The organism is Bradyrhizobium sp. P2_E8 (assembly GCF_056403875.1).
This window is the reverse complement of the sequence record NZ_JBFUES010000052.1, coordinates 1-15608: the sequence shown is the minus strand read 5'-3', so window position 1 is coordinate 15608 and position 15608 is coordinate 1. Positions and strand designations below refer to the sequence as shown.

Sequence of the window (15608 nt, the reverse complement as noted above, 5' to 3'; positions counted from 1 at the left end):
GCGATGCGCAGCATCGAACCCGGAATCTCGAGATTCCGGGTTCGGTCCTGCGGACCGCCCCGGAATGACTGTGCCTATGATCGAAGAACCAGCCTCAGCGCCCGAAGCGCTTGGCGAGCATCTCTTTCAAGATCTGCCGCTTGATCTGCTTGTTGGTGAGCGCGCCGTCGTGCCACCAGAAGCCGTCGGCCTTCATCTTTTCGGCGGCGCGGACGAAACGTTCGGCCACTTCCGTGAAATCGGCCTCGGTGTAGTTGAGGCTGAAGATCAGCCGTCCGGTGCCGACCCAGCTCAGCGCCAGGCCTTCGGCGCGCAGGTAATATTGCAGCATCCAGTTGTAGCGGGACGGGGTGGTGTATTTCACCGTCCAGATCGACGAGAAGTTGGCGAACCGCACCGGCAGGTCAGCGTCCGTCATCATCTGGTTGAGCTTTTGCGCGCGGCCGTTCCAGGTCGCCTCCAACCCGTCATAGATGGCGCGGAAGTTCGGGCTGGCGAGCCGGCTCAGGAACTCGTCCATCGCCGTCATGACGTACGGATGGGAGTTGAAGGTGCCTCGGGCGAAGCAGATATCGGCGGGACGATCGTCGCGGAAGCGGCGCATCAGCTCGCGCTTGCCGCAGACCACGCCGACCGGGAGGCCGCCGGCGAGGCTCTTGCCGTAGGTTACCATGTCGGCGCGCACGCCAAAGTATTCCTGGGCGCCACCGGCGGCGAGGCGGAAGCCGACGAAGACCTCGTCGAAGATCAGCGCGATGCCGCGCTCGGTGCAGACTTCGCGCAGCTTCTTCAGCCAGTCGGTATACGCCGCGCGGTCAAAGTTGCCGCCGCGGGAGGAATCGACCAGCGAGGAATCGCCGGGCGCGTTGCCGTTGGGATGCAAGCCCTGGAGCGGATTGACCAGCACGCAGGCAATGTCCTTGCGGGTGCGCAGCACGTGCAGCGTTTTCTCCGACATCTCGGCGAGGGTGTAGGTCTCGTGCGCGGGGATCGGATTGCCGACGCCCGGCTGCACGTCGCCCCACCAGCCGTGATAGGCGCCGGCGAAGCGGACGAGATGTGTGCGCCTGGTGTGGTAGCGCGCGAGCCGCACCGCCTGCATCACGGCCTCGGTGCCGGACATGTGGAAGGAGACCTCGTCGAGGCCCGAGATCTGGCACAGCCGGGTCACGTTATCGAGGATGACGGGGTGATAGGGGCCGAGCACCGGTCCAAGCGCATGCGCCCGCTTCTCGGATCCCTCGATGCACTCCTTGTAGAAGTCGTTGCCGAAGATGTTGACGCCGTAGGACCCCGTGAGGTCGTAGGAGGTGTTGCCGTCGACATCGGTGACGGTGACACCGCGCGAGGATTCCATGAAGGTCGAGGTGCCCAGGTGCTCGCGGACGAGGCGCGAGAACTGGAACGGCACGCGGTAGGTCTCGGTGAAGTGCAGGTCGGAGATCTTTTCCGCCGCTTCCTTCGTCATCGCGCGCCCCTTGGGGTAGCGCTCGGCGTAGAGGCTTGCGAGGCGGAAGAAGCCGTCCTTGCGCTGGGCCGCGATATTCGCGGGCGCCCCGTCGCAGGCAAAGTAGTCGTCGTCTCCGAACTCGTAGAACGGGAGCAGCCGGGCCACCCGGCGCGACATCTTGGAGTGCCCGGCGAGCGAGCGGTGCTTGGCGCGGGAGAGTTCGATCCGCGCCTTGAGCTTCGGGAAGGCGGCGGCAGCGGAGGCTGCGGCGGCCACGGACATCGAGAGAATCGGGAGTGTCGTTTCCATGACAACAAGCGCTAATACTGCGAGCTGACAGATTCATGACAGTCAAAGCCCTCATCGCCTCTTTCACCCAGCAGGAAGACCTCAACTTCCTGTTGACCAACCGCATCCCCCGCGCGGCCCTGACCCGCTTCATGGGCTGGTTCTCCAAGATCGAGAATCCGCTCGTGCGGGACGCCTCGATCGCGCTGTGGAAGCTGTTCTCCGACCTCGACCTGTCGGAGGCGCGGAAGACGCATTTCAAGAGCCTGCACGACTGCTTCACCCGGGAGCTGAAGCCGGGCCTGCGTCCGTTCGACCCGGACCCGTCCATTGTCGCCAGCCCCTCGGACGGCATCGTCGGCGCCCATGGCCGGATCGCGGATACCGAGCTGTTCCAGGTCAAGGGCGCGCCGTATTCGCTGCTCGACCTGCTCGGCGATTCCGCACTGGTGGACCAGCACCGCAACGGCTCCTTTGTCACGCTGCGGTTGACCTCGAGCATGTATCATCGCTTCCATGCGCCCTACGACGCACACATCGAGCGCGTGACGCTGATCCATGGCGATGTCTGGAACGTCAACCCGATCGCGCTGAAGCGGGTCGAGCGTCTCTTCTGCAAGAACGAGCGCGCGGTGATCCGGACGCATCTGTCCACCGGCGAGGCCGTGACGCTGGTGCCGGTCGCGGCGATCCTGGTCGCGAGCATCCGCCTGCATTTCCTCGACATGGTGCTGAACGCGCAGACGAAGGGCCCGGTCAACTTCCCCTGCGACGTCAACGTGAGCAAGGGCGAGGAGCTCGGCTGGTTCGAGCACGGCTCGACCATCATCATCCTCGCGCCCGGCGATTTCAAATTCTGCGACGGCATCGCCGAGGGTACCCGCATCCGCGCCGGTCAAGCGCTGCTCGGAAGAAAGTAGCCTTCAATCCGCCGTCTCCGCCGCCTATATGGTCGGCGGGGACGATTTGATCGACACGGATTTGGCGATGGCGCGGGCGCCGGTGATGGCGGCGGGGGGTATTGTGCTGCGGCGTGGCGCGCCGCCGCTGATTGCAGTCGTGCGCCAGCGCAAGCGCAACGAATGGGTCTTGCCGAAGGGCAAGCTCGACGACGGCGAGACGCCGAAGGAGGCCGCGCACCGCGAGGTGCTGGAAGAGACCRGTCACGAGGTCGCCATCCACGAATTCCTGGGAACGCTCGTCTATCAGTCGGGCGGCCGCTCCAAGGTCGTGCATTTCTGGCGCATGGAGGCCGGGGGCGGTCCGGTCCGCAAGCTGATGAACGACATCAAGGCGGTCGACTGGCTGACGCTGGAGGATGCAATCGCGCGCCTGTCGCGCGAATACGAGCGCGCCTTCCTGATCCAGATCGGCCCGATCGCGATCGCCGCCGCCGGCCTTGCATCTCCGCCCGCACCCGTGCCGCCGCCGGCGAYCGACGATGCCGATGCAGCCTTGCAGACGCTGACGCCCGCCGAAGCAGCGTCGGTCGATGAACTGCGTCATGGCTTGTTGCAAAAGGTGAAGGCCTGGCTGCGCGGCGAGGCGTGAGTTGTCATCGCGCCGCTTTGCTTGCGAGTTTGGAAACATCCGCGAGCTAGTATGGCTGTGGGAGCGTCAGTTCCCTCCAAGTCGTCATTGCGAGCGAAGCGAAGCAATCCAGAGCCCCTCCGTGGAAAGATTCTGGATTGCTTCACTGCGCTCGCAATGACGGAGGATGCAGGGAAGCGCCTCACCAGCGCTATCGTTGCGGAAGTCGTGTCCGCATTGACGCTGCACCTTCTCCCACAAGGGGAGAAGGAAGAAAGTCACCGCCGCTCTTTCTTCTCCTTCGGAGCGGGTGCCGGCTTGCGCGGCGCTGCGGGGTGCTGTGCGGCGGGGAGGCGCTGCTGGAATCCGCCCTGGCGCTGGATGCCGCCTGGCTGCTGGACTGCGGGCGGCTGGCCCGGCTGCAATCCGGTGCGCGGCGTTTGCGGCTGAGGTGTCGTGCCCGGCTGCGGCACGGCTGCTCCGGGCTGCACGGGAGTCTGGCCGGCGCGCGGCGGCAGGGTTTGCGGCGTTCCGCCGGGCTGCGTGCCTGGTCCGGTGCGCGGCGCGCCGGCCGGCCGGCCCGCACCCTGCTGACCGTGTTGCTGCTGGCCCGCGCGCGGCGTACCCGGCTGGACCGCGCCGCCCTGTCCTTGTTGTCCCTGGCCCTGCCGCTGCGGCGGCTGTGCGCCTTGCCGGTTTGGCGTGCCCGGCTGCTGCTGACCCGGACGGTTGTTCTGGCCGGGCTGCCCGTTCGGCCGCTGCGGCTGTTGGCCGGGCGCCGTCGTCGGCCGCAATTGTTGCTGCTGCGGCGGCTGCGCCGGCCGCGGAATGCGGCTGGTCGCGGTCGGATTGGCGCGGCGGAAGTCGCGCTGCTCGGTGACGATCTGGCGGCCCGTGGTCTGTGCCAGATGCACCTGGCTGACGAAGCCACGGTCGCGCGCGATCTGCTGCGGGGCAATCGTGATCGGCACGGCCGCAAAGCGCATGCCGCCGGGGCCGCCCGTGCCGGGGCGGATCGCAAAGCCGCTCGCGCCTTGCGTCAGCGCGCCGAGCCGCGTGCCGCTGCTGCGGTCGTTGACCTCGATGTGTCCGACCCGGCCGTCGGCGTCGGGATAGAGCTTGATGTTGACGTTGCTGGCGCGGCTCGCGGCCGCGCCTTCGGGCACGTCGACGACGCCGGTGGTGCCGCGGATGCCGAGCGTCGCGGTCGGCGTCGCGATCTTCATGTCGCCGGTCTTCGCCACCGCCGCCGCAACGAAGGCAACCGAGCCCTTGCCGATGTCGAAGATCGCCGAATTCTGCTTGCCGCCGTCCTCATAGACGTAATTGTCGATGGTGATCCTGGCGCTGGCGGAGAGGTTGAACGTGGTCGCATCGTTGAAGGTGATGCCGAGCGAGGAGTTCGACGAGGTCTGCACGACGTCGTTGAGATAGATGTCGTCGCGCACGCGCAGCGGATAGGAATTCTTGTCCCGGATCACGGTCGCGATTCCCGTCACGGTCGCGACGTTGCCGATCGGTTCGACCGCGGTGGATTGCGCGTCGGTGGCCGGTGTCGGCGAGGCTGCGGGCGCCGGCGAGGGAGCGGGCGCCGGCTGTGCCTGCGGCTGCGCCTGTGCGAGTTCGATTGCGTCGGATGCGAACGCCCCGCTCGCGCCGGCCAGCGGCAAGGCCAGCAGCGGAAGCGCAAACACGAAGCGGCGCCAAGCCACCAATGAAGTCACGAAGAGGTCCCGGTGAGAACGCGAGGTGAGCGGCCGATTTCAGCCGGGGACAGCTGAACGGCGGATGAACATGTGTCGCATGGACGGGGAGAGCGTGCAAACGGTGCTCTCTCCCCTCATGCTGAGGAGCGTGCCCTTGCGCGCGTCTCGAACCATAGAGGCCTGGCTGCCGGTCCGGGCCTCGCCCTTCGAGACGCCTGCTGCGCAGGCTCCTCAGGGTGAGGGGATAAAGTGTGCTCGCCGCGCGGCACCAGGAACGTGGATGCCCGGGCCTTCGCCTCGCCGAAGCGGCTTCGGCCGCGCAGGCGGGACAAGCCCGGGCATGACGAACATTTGTGCTTGGAGCACGAGATCCCGGGTTCGATGCTTCGCATCGCCCCGGGATGACGCGCTCCGCGCCTCAGCCCACGCGCTTCCAGGTCTGGCCGCCGCAGAACATGCCGCCGAAGGCGCAGCCCTGCACGCGCATCGCATTCGGGCCCTTCATCGCGATCGTCGAGTCGTAGTTGCGGCCGGAGTCGGGATCGTGGATGCGGCCGCTCCACTTCGAGCCTTCGGGCTTCATGTTGATCAGGATGCGTTCATTGGTCTTCTGCGCGTAGCCGCACAGATTGGCGCCGCACTGCTCGACGCGGACGTTGCCCTTGTTCTCTTCGGTCGCCCAGATGCCGATCGGCGTGTTGGCGACCTGCGCCGGCGCAGCGGCCACCGGAGCCGGAGCGGGCGCCGCGACGGGAGCCGCAGCGGGCGCGGGCTGCACCGTGTTGTCGGAGCCGACGGACGGAGCGGCGGCAACCGTCGGGGCGGGCGCTGCGGGAGCGGCAACCGCAGGCGCGGCCGGCGCGGTCGCCTGGACCGGCGCCTGCTGCACGGGCTGCTGCTGCACCGGAGCCGGCGCGGGCTGCGCGGTGGTGGCCGGAGCCGGCGTGGTGTCGACGTCATCGTCCTTGGAGCCAAGGCCCTTGAGGTTGATGTTGTTCAGCTTGATCGGCTTGTCCGACAGGCCCGGCGCGACGATGGTCACGCAGTCGAGCGAGGCGCAGTTGCGCGGCGTCTCGATGCGGATGTGCTGGCCCTCGATCTGGAACGAGATCGAATTGCCGGCATGAGCGGCTGCGGTCGAAGCGAGGAACAGTGCGGTGGCGGCGATGGCGAGCTTGTTCATGACAACCTCCGAAAAATGCGTGGTCCCGATATGGACTGAAGTCGCTGGTGGACGATGCGTGGTTCGACCCTACGCCCGGCCCGTCCGGCCTTCCGTGATGGACGTCACAATGACTCCCGCGCGCTTGGGTGAGGYAGCGCACATTCAGCCGCGGTCCATCCCGCGTAACGTCGTCGCGACAGAAGAGGGGGAGGCGCCGATGACGCGGCTTGCGACTTCGCTTGGCACATTGATCGCGCTGCTGGCGGTTGCGCCTTCAGCCCAGGCCGGTTCCTACGTGTTCTCGATCGGCGGCCACCGATTCCATGTCGAGGCGCCCGGGAATTGCCGATCCGCTTCCTGCGTCTCGATTTCCTCCAATCGCAACTTTCGGCCGGCGGAGGACGTCGCCACGACACCCGCTCCGCCTGTCCCACCGCCGGTTGTCCAGGCGCCGCAGCCGGTCTATCCGGCAACCCCGGCCCGGCCGCCACAGGCGATTGCGGTCGCGCCGTCACCGGCGCCGCCGCCCGTGCTCGCCGCGACGACGTCGCAGCCGCCGGCGCCAAGATCCGAGGCACCAAGGAGCGAGGCCCTGGCCCCCAATCCGCCTCGGGTCGAGCTGTCGTGCGTGGATCCGCCGAAGGCGATCGCGCTCGATCCGCCGCGCATGGAGCCGCCGGTCGTCGCGCCGAAGCCCGAGATCAAGTCGGCCACGGCGATCGCACAGCGCAGTGACGACGAGTCGCCCGGCATGCCGCTCGGGCAGTGGGAAAGCGACGGCGCCAAAGGCACGGTCCGCATCGAACGCTGCGGCTCCGCGCTGTGCGGCTATGCGCTGACCGAGGCGTCGAGCAAGGGCGAGAGCGTGCTCGTCAACATGAAGCAGAAATCGCACGACGTCTGGACCGGCAGCATCTACAGCGGCTCCACCGGCAACACCTATTATGCGAGGATGACGCTGAAGAGCGCCGGCAGGCTCTACGTCGAGGCCTGCGCGCTCGGCCACTTCTGGTGCTCGGGCAACGACTGGACGCGCGTTGAGGAGCCGCAGGAGCAGGTGGTTACGACATCGCGGCAGTGGAGCGCGCGGTCGTAGCTCTTCGCGATGCGCACGCGCTTCTTCCCTCTCCCCTTGTGGGAGAGGGTGGCTTGCCGCGTAGCGGCAAGACGGGTGACACTCGCGCTTGAACTTGTGGAAGCAGACCCCTCATCCGTCGCGCCACGCGCGCCACCTTCTCCCACAGGGGGAGAAGGAAGAAGAAGCAACATTCGAGGCGGTGGGCTAAAGCCGCTAGATCATGCCGAGCACGATGGCGCCGACGAAGGCCATCGCGAGGTACGCGGTGATAACGCTCAGTCTCCCGGCAAACGTCATGCCGTTGCTCCCTGGGATGTTCCGCTGAAGCATGGTCCCGCTGCTCGCGCGCCCCTGCGCCCGGCCGTTATGGTTAACACAAAGTGTCCTTGCGAAAAAGTCAGCCGTGCTGCCGCTCATCTCCAGGAGCCAGCGCACGGCCGCGCCCGGCATGGTTAAGGAAGGCTGAAATCGACACGTTGAAGAGTCTTTAAGTAAATTCACCGAACGTGCGTGCATGACGCGCGGAGTTCGTTTGTATCTCGTCGGCTCCATCGTCCTTGTTTCGCTAGCGGGTTGCGGACGCGGCTTCTTCCAGGCCGAACGTGARCCGTGGCGGGCCGAGGCGGAGGCCGCATGCCTGAAATCCGGCGCGGTCAAGGAAAGTGCGGACATCGTCCGCATCGACCCGATCTCCGGGCCCGGCAGCTGCGGTGCGGAGTTTCCGCTCAAGGTCGCCGCCATCGGCGAGCCTTCGAGCAGCTACGGCTTTGCCGACGAGGAACTTCGTCCCCCGGGCAATGTCGGCAGCCAGCCGCGCTGGCCGGTGACACAGCCGCGATCGAATTATCCGCAGGGCCAGGCCTATCCGGCATCCTCTTATCCGCAACGGCCGAACTATCCCGAGAACGCGGTGCGCCAGCCGTCCGGTTACGGCGCCTCGTCGGGACCGATGTCACTGAATGCGCCCGGTGTGGCGCCGCAGGAAGACGAGATCGACCTGCCGCCCGAGGGCACCGATGCCGCGGGTGCGGCGCGCTACATGAATGCGCCGAGCTATCCGGCGCGGCAGCCCGGTCCCGCACCTTATTCGCAGGCGCCCGCGCAGCAGCCGCTGCCGCGCCTTGGTCCCGCGCAGGGCAATCCGGTTACTGCCGTCGGTCCCGTTGCGATCAAGCCGACCGCGACGCTGGCCTGTCCGATCGTGTCTGAGCTCGACCGCTGGCTCGCCGACACCGTGCAGCCCTCGGCCATGCGCTGGTTTGGCGTGCGCGTCGCCGAGATCAAGCAGATCTCCGCCTATTCCTGCCGTGGCATGAACGGCAACTCGCACGCCCACATCTCCGAGCATGCCTTCGGCAACGCGCTCGACATTTCCGCCTTCGTGCTTGCCGACGGCCGCCGTGTCACGGTGAAGGACGGCTGGCGCGGCATGCCGGAAGAGCAGGGTTTTCTGCGCGACGTGCAGTCGGGCGCGTGCGCGCATTTCACCACGGTGCTCGCGCCGGGCTCGAACGTCTATCACTACGATCACATCCACGTCGATCTGATGCGCCGCGCCAGCCGCCGCCTGATCTGCCAGCCCGCCGCCGTCTCCGGCGAAGAGGTCGCCGGGCGCGCGCAACAGCGCAATCCTTATGCGGGCAGGCGCGATCCCTATGTCACCGGCTCGCTCGGAACGCGCAAGAGCACGCGGAAGCAGGAAGAGGAYGATTACGCTGACGATTAGGCGGGCGCAGCTTCTCTTGTAGCCCGGATGAGCGTAGCGATATCCCGGAACAGAATTCCCGCATATCGCTGCGCTCATGCGGGCCACGATTGCGTCAATCGACATGTCCATCGTCGGGTGGAGGCCACGTCTTCGCGTTCACGCGTGACGGGCGGAAAATCGTGCACGGCTGGCGCAAGATGGAAGAGATCGGATCGTAGCTCTGCGCAGTCAGAAGGTCATGTCGAGGCCCGCTTCGACGGCGCGGGGACCAGCCCCATGCACAGCTGCACCTCGCCCGGGACGTTGTAGGTCCGCATGATGTGACGGCTGTCGCGCAAGCCGGACGCCTCACGTTGCACCACGAACATCCAGAGCGCCTGGCCGGCTTCCATCACCAGCTTGCGCCTGGCCGGCTGCATCGAGGCCGGCGTCCCCGAGGCTTCGTAGGCGGCGTCGAACTCGCGCAAGCGCGCAAGGCTCTGTTCGAGTGCACGGCCCATCCGTCCAAGCGCTGAAGCCTGTTCCTGGACGATCTCATAATGGAGGATATCGACAGGCGGGCGAAGATCACGGGACATGGCCGCAAATATAATGCTGCGAGACCGGCCTGCGCAACGCGTGGCGTGCTTGCGATTACTTCGCCCGGTACGCCGCCAGGAACATCCGCGTCGCGCTGTCGACCACCTCGGTCATGCGCTCTTCCGACGGCGCGGGCGCGGCCTGGAAGACGAAGGGCAGGAAGAGTGAAGCCTTGCACAGTTCCATGAACTGCGAGGCGGCAAGATCGCAATCGTCGATCGTGAGATCGCCGGAGGCGGCATGGGTTTTGAGATAATCGGAGAGGCGGTTGATGGTCTTATCCAGCACCCGCGCATAGTAGCGGCGACCGACATCGGGCATGCGCTCGGCGATCGCCATCACGGTGCGGATCGCCGATCCGCCGCCCGGCCGGCAGAGCAGATGGATGTAGGCCCGGCCGAACTCCTTCAGCGTGGTCTCGGCGTCGCGGCCGGGATCGAAGTTGAACACGACCTGGCCGTACTGGAGCGCCTCCTGCTCGAGGATGGCTTCGAACAGCGCGCACTTGTCGGCGAAGTAGACGTAGAGCGTGCCCTTGGAGACCTGCGCCGCGCGCGCGATCTCGCCCATGCTGGCGCCGTCGAAACCGAGATCCATGAACACCTTGCGGGCCCCGTCCAGGATCTGGCGGCGCTTCGAGCTGTCCTCCTCCTGGATGACGTGCAGACGTTCGCTGGCAGCTACAACCATTGGTTCAGGGTCTCGGAAGGTTTTGGGACGAGGTGCCGAACAATGAAACGCAACTAAAGGATTCGGGCCAGTAAGGTCCGACGCAGGATATTATGTATATTGACCGAACCGTTCGGTCAATGATATTTGGGATAAGCGAGGGGAGCACGCCGCAGGCGGGCCGTCCTTCATTGCGCTTTTTTTGGGGAGGCCGTTATGGCCGTATCGAGAGACCAGGCTGCGCGCGTCCTTCGCCAGGAAGCGGTGGAGACGAATTCGGCGAACGGTGACCCTGCGACCGAGACGTCCGCTGTTCTCGCCGAGCAGCTGCGCTCCCATGTGGTCGAGGAAACCAAGCGCCGCAGCGAGGCGCCGGAGAAGCCCGTGACCGACAAGCCGGCCGCGCCGGGGGCAGACGCGCCCGCCGCCAGCGGCACGCCGAAATCCGGCAAGCGCAAATTCGTCCTGATGGGCGTCGGTCTGGTGCTGGCGCTCGCGGCAGCCAGCTATGCCGGCTATTACACGCTGGTCGGGCGTTTCTACATCGCCACCGACGACGCCTATGTCCGCGCCAACAACACGATGCTCGGCGCGCGCGTTGCCGGCCACATTTCCTCGATCCTTGCCGGCGACAACACGACGGTGCGCGCCGGCGACATCATCTTCCGCATCGACGACGGCGACTACAAGATCGCGGTCGACGCCGCCGCGACCAGGATCGCGACCCAGCAGGCGACCATCGATCGCATCGGCCGCCAGATCGCGGCGCTCGACAGCCAGGTTGCCCAGGCCAAGGCACAGCTCGTCTCGGCCGAGGCGGGCCTCAAGCGCGCGGACCTCGACTACGAGCGCCAGCAGGCGCTGAGCAGCAAGGGCTTTGCCTCGCGCGCCACCTTCGAGAGCTCGGAAGCCGGACGCGACCAGGGCGCCGCCGCGGTCAAGGCCGCGCAGGCCGCCTATGACGTCGCCGTCAGCAACGTCGACGTCACCAAGGCGCAGCAGGCCGAAGCCCAGGCCCAGCTTGCCGAGCTCAAGACCTCGCTCGCCAAGGCCGAGCGCGATCTCGCCTTCACCGCGGTGCGCGCGCCGGTTGGCGGCACGTTCTCGAACCGCCTGGTCAGCGCCGGCGACTTCGTCGCGGTCGGCCAGCGGCTCGGCAACGTCGTGCCGCTCGACGACGTCTATATCGACGCAAACTTCAAGGAAACGCAGCTCAAGCGCATCCGTCCCGGCCAGCCGGTGACGATCAAGGTCGATGCCTATGGCATGCGCAAGTTCTCCGGCGTCGTCGACAGCATCGCGGCGGGCGCGGGCTCGGTGTTCACCCTGCTGCCGCCCGACAACGCCACCGGCAACTTCACCAAGATCGTGCAGCGCGTGCCGGTCCGCATCCGCGTGCCGAAGTCGGTGGCGAAGCAGAACCTGCTCCGCGCCGGCATGTCGGTCTATGCGACCGTCGACACCAACAAGGGCGCGGCCGACGCCGACAGCGAGGTCGATCTCGACGATCCCACCATGATCCATCCGCAGTAGGCGCACCCGGGCGCTGCGAGGTCAGACCATGGCGAACGCCACGACTGCTTCACCTGCCATGATGGCGGCCCCCGCTTCGGAGCGCATCGCGCCGAAGCGGCTGTTCGCCTTCATCATCATGGTGTTCGGGATGTTCATGTCGATCCTGGACATCCAGATCGTCTCGGCGTCCCTCAGCGAAATCCAGGCCGGCCTGTCGGCGAGCTCGAGCGAAGTCTCCTGGGTCCAGACCGCCTATCTGATCGCCGAAGTCATCGCGATCCCGCTGTCGGGCTTCCTGTCGCGCGCCTTCGGCACGCGGCTGCTGTTCGCGATCTCGGCCGCGGGGTTCACCGCCTCGAGCCTGCTCTGCGGCTTCGCCACCACCATCGAGGAGATGATCCTCTGGCGCGCGCTCCAGGGCTTTCTCGGCGCCGGCATGATCCCGACAGTGTTCGCCTCGGCCTACACCGTGTTCCCGCGCTCCAAATTCCACATTGTCGGTCCCATCATCGGGCTGGTCGCGACGTTGGCTCCGACGATCGGGCCGACCGTCGGCGGCTACATCACCGACCTGATGTCGTGGAACTGGCTGTTCTTCATCAACGTCGTGCCCGGCATCGCCATTACCTTGGGCGTGCTGGCGCTGGTCGATTTCGACGAGCCGCATTTCGAATTGCTCGACCGCTTCGACTGGTGGGGCCTGCTCTTCATGGCCGGCTTCCTCGGCACGCTGGAATATGTGCTGGAGGAAGGCCCGCAATATGAATGGCTGCAGGACACGACAGTGGCGATCTGCGCCGCGGTGTGCGCCGTATCGGCGATCGCCTTCTTCTGGCGCGTCTTCACGGCGGCCGAGCCGATCGTCAATTTGCGCACCTTCTCCAACCGCAATTTCGCGATCGGCTGCGTCCTCCAATTCTGCATCGGCATCGGCCTCTACGGCCTGACCTACATCTATCCGCGCTATCTCGCGGAAGTGCGCGGCTACAGCGCGCTGATGATCGGCGAGACCATTGTCGTCTCGGGCATCACCATGTTCCTGGTCGCACCGCTGGTCGGCCGACTCATGGTCAAGCTCGACATGCGCTACATGATCGCGTTCGGCCTGATCGTGTTCGCGATCGGCTCCTACCAGATGACCTGGATCACGCGCGACTACGATTTCTACGAGCTGCTGGTGCCGCAGATCTTGCGCGGCATCGGAATGATGTTCGCGATGGTGCCGACCAACAACATCGCGCTCGGCACGCTGGCGCCTGACAGGGTGAAGAACGCGAGCGGCCTGTTCAACCTGATGCGCAATCTCGGCGGCGCGGTCGGGCTCGCCGTCATCAACACCGTGCTCAACGACCGCACCGACCTGCACATCACCCGCCTCCAGGAGCGCGTGACCTGGGGCAATGCGACCGCGACCGAAACCCTGACCATGTTCATGCAGAAGTTTCAGGGGCTCGGCGATTCCACGCTGATGGCGATGAAGCAGCTCTCGYAGCTGGTGCACCGCCAGGCCGTGGTGATGAGCTTTGGCGACGCCTTCTTCATGCTGACGCTGTTCTATCTCGGCCTCAGCCTGCTGGTCACGCTGCTGAACAAGCCCGCCCCGATGACCAGCGGCGGTGGCGACGCGCACTGACGCCACGCACGCTGTCGTCGCCCGGCTTGACCGGGCGACCCAGTATTCCAGAGGTCGGCGTTGGAGACCTCGCTCTCACCAGGTCCGTCGCGGTGTACTGGATGCCCCGGTCAAGCCGGGGCATGACGGCGGAGTGAGTGGCCCGCGAACCAAATTGCAACACTCGTTCGTGATCTCGCGTGCGCCCCGTTGCAAAGTGCGAACGGCACATCTATAAAGCGCACCTCATTCAGTCGAACCGGGAGGGATTTGCATGATTTCGTCGCATTCGCAGATCGTACGCCCGCGTTCGATGTTCTGGTTCGGTATGTCGGCGGCCTGCTAGAGGCCTCCTCCGCCAGATTCGATCGGGTCACGAGTCCCGATCGCCCCACTTCCCCAAGTCAAAATCACCTGTGAGTGACGCCGTCTGCCCTTCGTGGCCGACTTGCGTCCGTTGATGGAGCCGGCCCGCGCCAAAAAGCGGCTGGATGATGTCATGACCTCTCTCTCGAAAAGGCCCGCGGCCATACGCGTGGTGTTGCCCTTCGTGTTCCGCCACTGGCTGAACCAGCCCGGTCGCGGCCTGATCGTGGGCGGTGGCCTGCTGGGCGCGACCGTCGCCGACCTGTTCATGCCGGTCTTCTCCGGACATCTGGTCGATGCGCTGACACGCGGCCCGTCCGATCCTGACGCGCGCCACGCGGCGCTGGTTGCGTTCGGCGCCATCGTGGCGCTCGGTGCGGCCTCCGTGGTGCTGAGGTTGATCGGTCTCCAGGCGATCGTCCCGTTCACGCTCAAGATCATGTCGGATGTCGCCCAGGGCGCCTTCACGCGGGTGCAGCGCTTCTCGACCGACTGGCACGCCAACTCCTTTGCCGGCTCCACGGTACGCAAGATCACCCGCGGCATGTGGGCGCTCGACCTGCTGAACGACACCATCCTGATGGCGTTGGCGCCGTCCCTGCTGGTGTTGATCGGCTCCATGGTCCTGATCGGCCTGCACTGGGCTTCGCTCGGCGCGGTGATCGCGGTGGGAGCGCTTTTCTACGTCGCCATCACCGTGCTGTTCTCGACGCGCTAYATCGCGCCGGCCGCGCGAATCTCCAACGCCTGGGACACCAAGGTCGGCGGCACGCTGGCGGATGCGCTGACCTGCAACGCCGTGGTGAAATCCTTCGGCGCGGAGCTGCGCGAGGATACGCGGCTCGCCCGCGTCATCAACCGCTGGCGCGTGCGCGTGCGGCGGACCTGGTTTCGCTACAACTACACGGCCATGGCGCAGCTCTCACTGCTGCTGGCCTTGCGTGCCTCCGTGATCGGCGGCTCGGTGCTGCTGTGGATGTCCGGGCACGCCTCGCCCGGCGACGTCACATACGTGCTGACGAGCTACTACGTCATCCACGCTTACTTGCGCGACGTCGGCATGCACATCAACAACCTCCAGCGCTCGGTCAACGACATGGACGAACTGGTGGCGATCCATGACGAGCCGATCGGGATTGTCGATGCGCCGGACGCGCGGCCGATCGCGATCGAGGGCGGCGAGATCGTGTTCGACGACGTTACGTTCCACTATGGCGGCCATCGCGAGCCGCTGTACGACGGCCTGTCGGTCACGATCCGCGCCGGCGAACGGGTCGGCCTGGTCGGCCGCTCCGGCTCCGGCAAGACCACCTTCGTCAAGCTGGTGCAGCGGCTCTACGACGTAAGCGATGGCCGCGTGCTGATCGACGGCCAGGACATCGCAAAGGCCACGCAGCAGTCGCTGCGCAGCCAGATCGCGATCGTGCAGCAGGACCCGATCCTGTTTCACCGCTCGCTCGCCGAGAACATCGCCTATGGCCGGCCCGGCGCCAGCCTGGAGGCGATCGAGCAGGCGGCGCGGCTGGCCAATGCGCACGACTTCATCCTGCGTCTGCCCAAGGGCTACGGCACGCTCGTCGGCGAGCGCGGCGTGAAGCTGTCGGGCGGCGAGCGGCAGCGCGTGGCGCTGGCGCGCGCCTTCCTGGCGGACGCGCCGGTGCTGATCCTGGACGAGGCGACGTCGAGCCTCGATTCGGAATCGGAGGCGCTGATCCAGCAGGCGATGGAGCGGCTGATGAAGGGCCGCACCTCGATCGTGATCGCGCACCGGCTGTCGACGGTGCGCAGTCTCGATCGGATCCTGGTGTTCGACCGCGGCGAGATCGTCGAGCAGGGCACCCACGCCGTGCTCGCAGGCAAGCCCGGCGGCATCTATCGCGGCCTGTTCGAGCGCCAGGTGGTGGACCTCGGACGCCTGGCAGCAGCGGAATGAGAGGCAGCC

General features: G+C 66.4%; 12 protein-coding genes. 7 read left to right on the top strand and 5 right to left on the bottom strand.

Annotated elements, in window-relative coordinates:
* Positions 1-94 precede the first annotated feature (94 nt).
* Positions 95-1759 carry an aminotransferase class III-fold pyridoxal phosphate-dependent enzyme gene (locus AC1D00_RS04970; RefSeq protein WP_477009887.1) on the bottom strand — a complete coding sequence of 555 codons (1665 nt, stop codon included), beginning with the start codon at positions 1757-1759 and terminating at the stop codon, positions 95-97.
* Between the two features lie 35 nt (positions 1760-1794).
* On the opposite strand from AC1D00_RS04970, the gene asd reads away from it, so the two are divergent.
* A complete protein-coding gene (gene asd, locus AC1D00_RS04965; RefSeq protein WP_404553645.1) occupies positions 1795-2658 on the top strand; it encodes an archaetidylserine decarboxylase in 864 nt (287 codons plus the stop codon).
* 67 nt (positions 2659-2725) lie between these two features.
* Entirely contained in the window at positions 2726-3289 is a 564-nt protein-coding gene (locus AC1D00_RS04960; RefSeq protein WP_477009886.1) for an NUDIX hydrolase, read from the top strand.
* Positions 3290-3546: 257 nt separating this feature from the next.
* Here AC1D00_RS04960 and AC1D00_RS04955 read toward each other — a convergent pair whose 3' ends face one another.
* Complete coding sequence (locus AC1D00_RS04955; protein WP_477009888.1) at positions 3547-4983, bottom strand: FecR domain-containing protein; 1437 nt, start codon at positions 4981-4983, stop codon at positions 3547-3549.
* Positions 4984-5392: 409 nt separating this feature from the next.
* Positions 5393-6157, bottom strand: coding sequence for a DUF2147 domain-containing protein (locus tag AC1D00_RS04950; protein ID WP_477009885.1), 765 nt, complete (start codon positions 6155-6157; stop codon positions 5393-5395).
* Between the two features lie 199 nt (positions 6158-6356).
* Here AC1D00_RS04950 and AC1D00_RS04945 point away from each other — a divergent pair, with 199 nt between their 5' ends.
* Both AC1D00_RS04945 and AC1D00_RS04940 read left to right on the top strand, forming a co-directional pair.
* The gene (locus AC1D00_RS04945) at positions 6357-7235 is read left to right on the top strand and encodes a DUF2147 domain-containing protein (protein ID WP_477009884.1); all 879 of its coding nucleotides are present in this window, start codon (positions 6357-6359) and stop codon (positions 7233-7235) included.
* A gap of 496 nt (positions 7236-7731) precedes the next feature.
* Positions 7732-8943, top strand: coding sequence for an extensin-like domain-containing protein (locus tag AC1D00_RS04940; RefSeq protein WP_477009883.1), 1212 nt, complete (start codon positions 7732-7734; stop codon positions 8941-8943).
* A 218-nt stretch (positions 8944-9161) separates the two neighbouring features.
* Here AC1D00_RS04940 and AC1D00_RS04935 read toward each other — a convergent pair whose 3' ends face one another.
* Both AC1D00_RS04935 and AC1D00_RS04930 read right to left on the bottom strand, forming a co-directional pair.
* Positions 9162-9503, bottom strand: coding sequence for a DUF6665 family protein (locus tag AC1D00_RS04935; RefSeq protein WP_477009882.1), 342 nt, complete (start codon positions 9501-9503; stop codon positions 9162-9164).
* A 55-nt stretch (positions 9504-9558) separates the two neighbouring features.
* Positions 9559-10194 (bottom strand): TetR/AcrR family transcriptional regulator, encoded by a 636-nt coding sequence (locus AC1D00_RS04930; protein WP_477009881.1) that lies wholly within the window; start codon positions 10192-10194, stop codon positions 9559-9561.
* A gap of 195 nt (positions 10195-10389) precedes the next feature.
* On the opposite strand from AC1D00_RS04930, the gene AC1D00_RS04925 reads away from it, so the two are divergent.
* From AC1D00_RS04925 to AC1D00_RS04915, 3 genes are all read left to right on the top strand, one after another.
* On the top strand, positions 10390-11706 hold the full coding sequence (locus tag AC1D00_RS04925; protein ID WP_477009880.1) for an HlyD family secretion protein: 1317 nt from the start codon (positions 10390-10392) through the stop codon (positions 11704-11706).
* A 28-nt stretch (positions 11707-11734) separates the two neighbouring features.
* Positions 11735-13321 carry a DHA2 family efflux MFS transporter permease subunit gene (locus AC1D00_RS04920; protein WP_477009879.1) on the top strand — a complete coding sequence of 529 codons (1587 nt, stop codon included), beginning with the start codon at positions 11735-11737 and terminating at the stop codon, positions 13319-13321.
* A gap of 478 nt (positions 13322-13799) precedes the next feature.
* Positions 13800-15599 (top strand): ABC transporter ATP-binding protein, encoded by a 1800-nt coding sequence (locus AC1D00_RS04915; RefSeq protein WP_477009878.1) that lies wholly within the window; start codon positions 13800-13802, stop codon positions 15597-15599.
* Positions 15600-15608 lie beyond the last annotated feature (9 nt).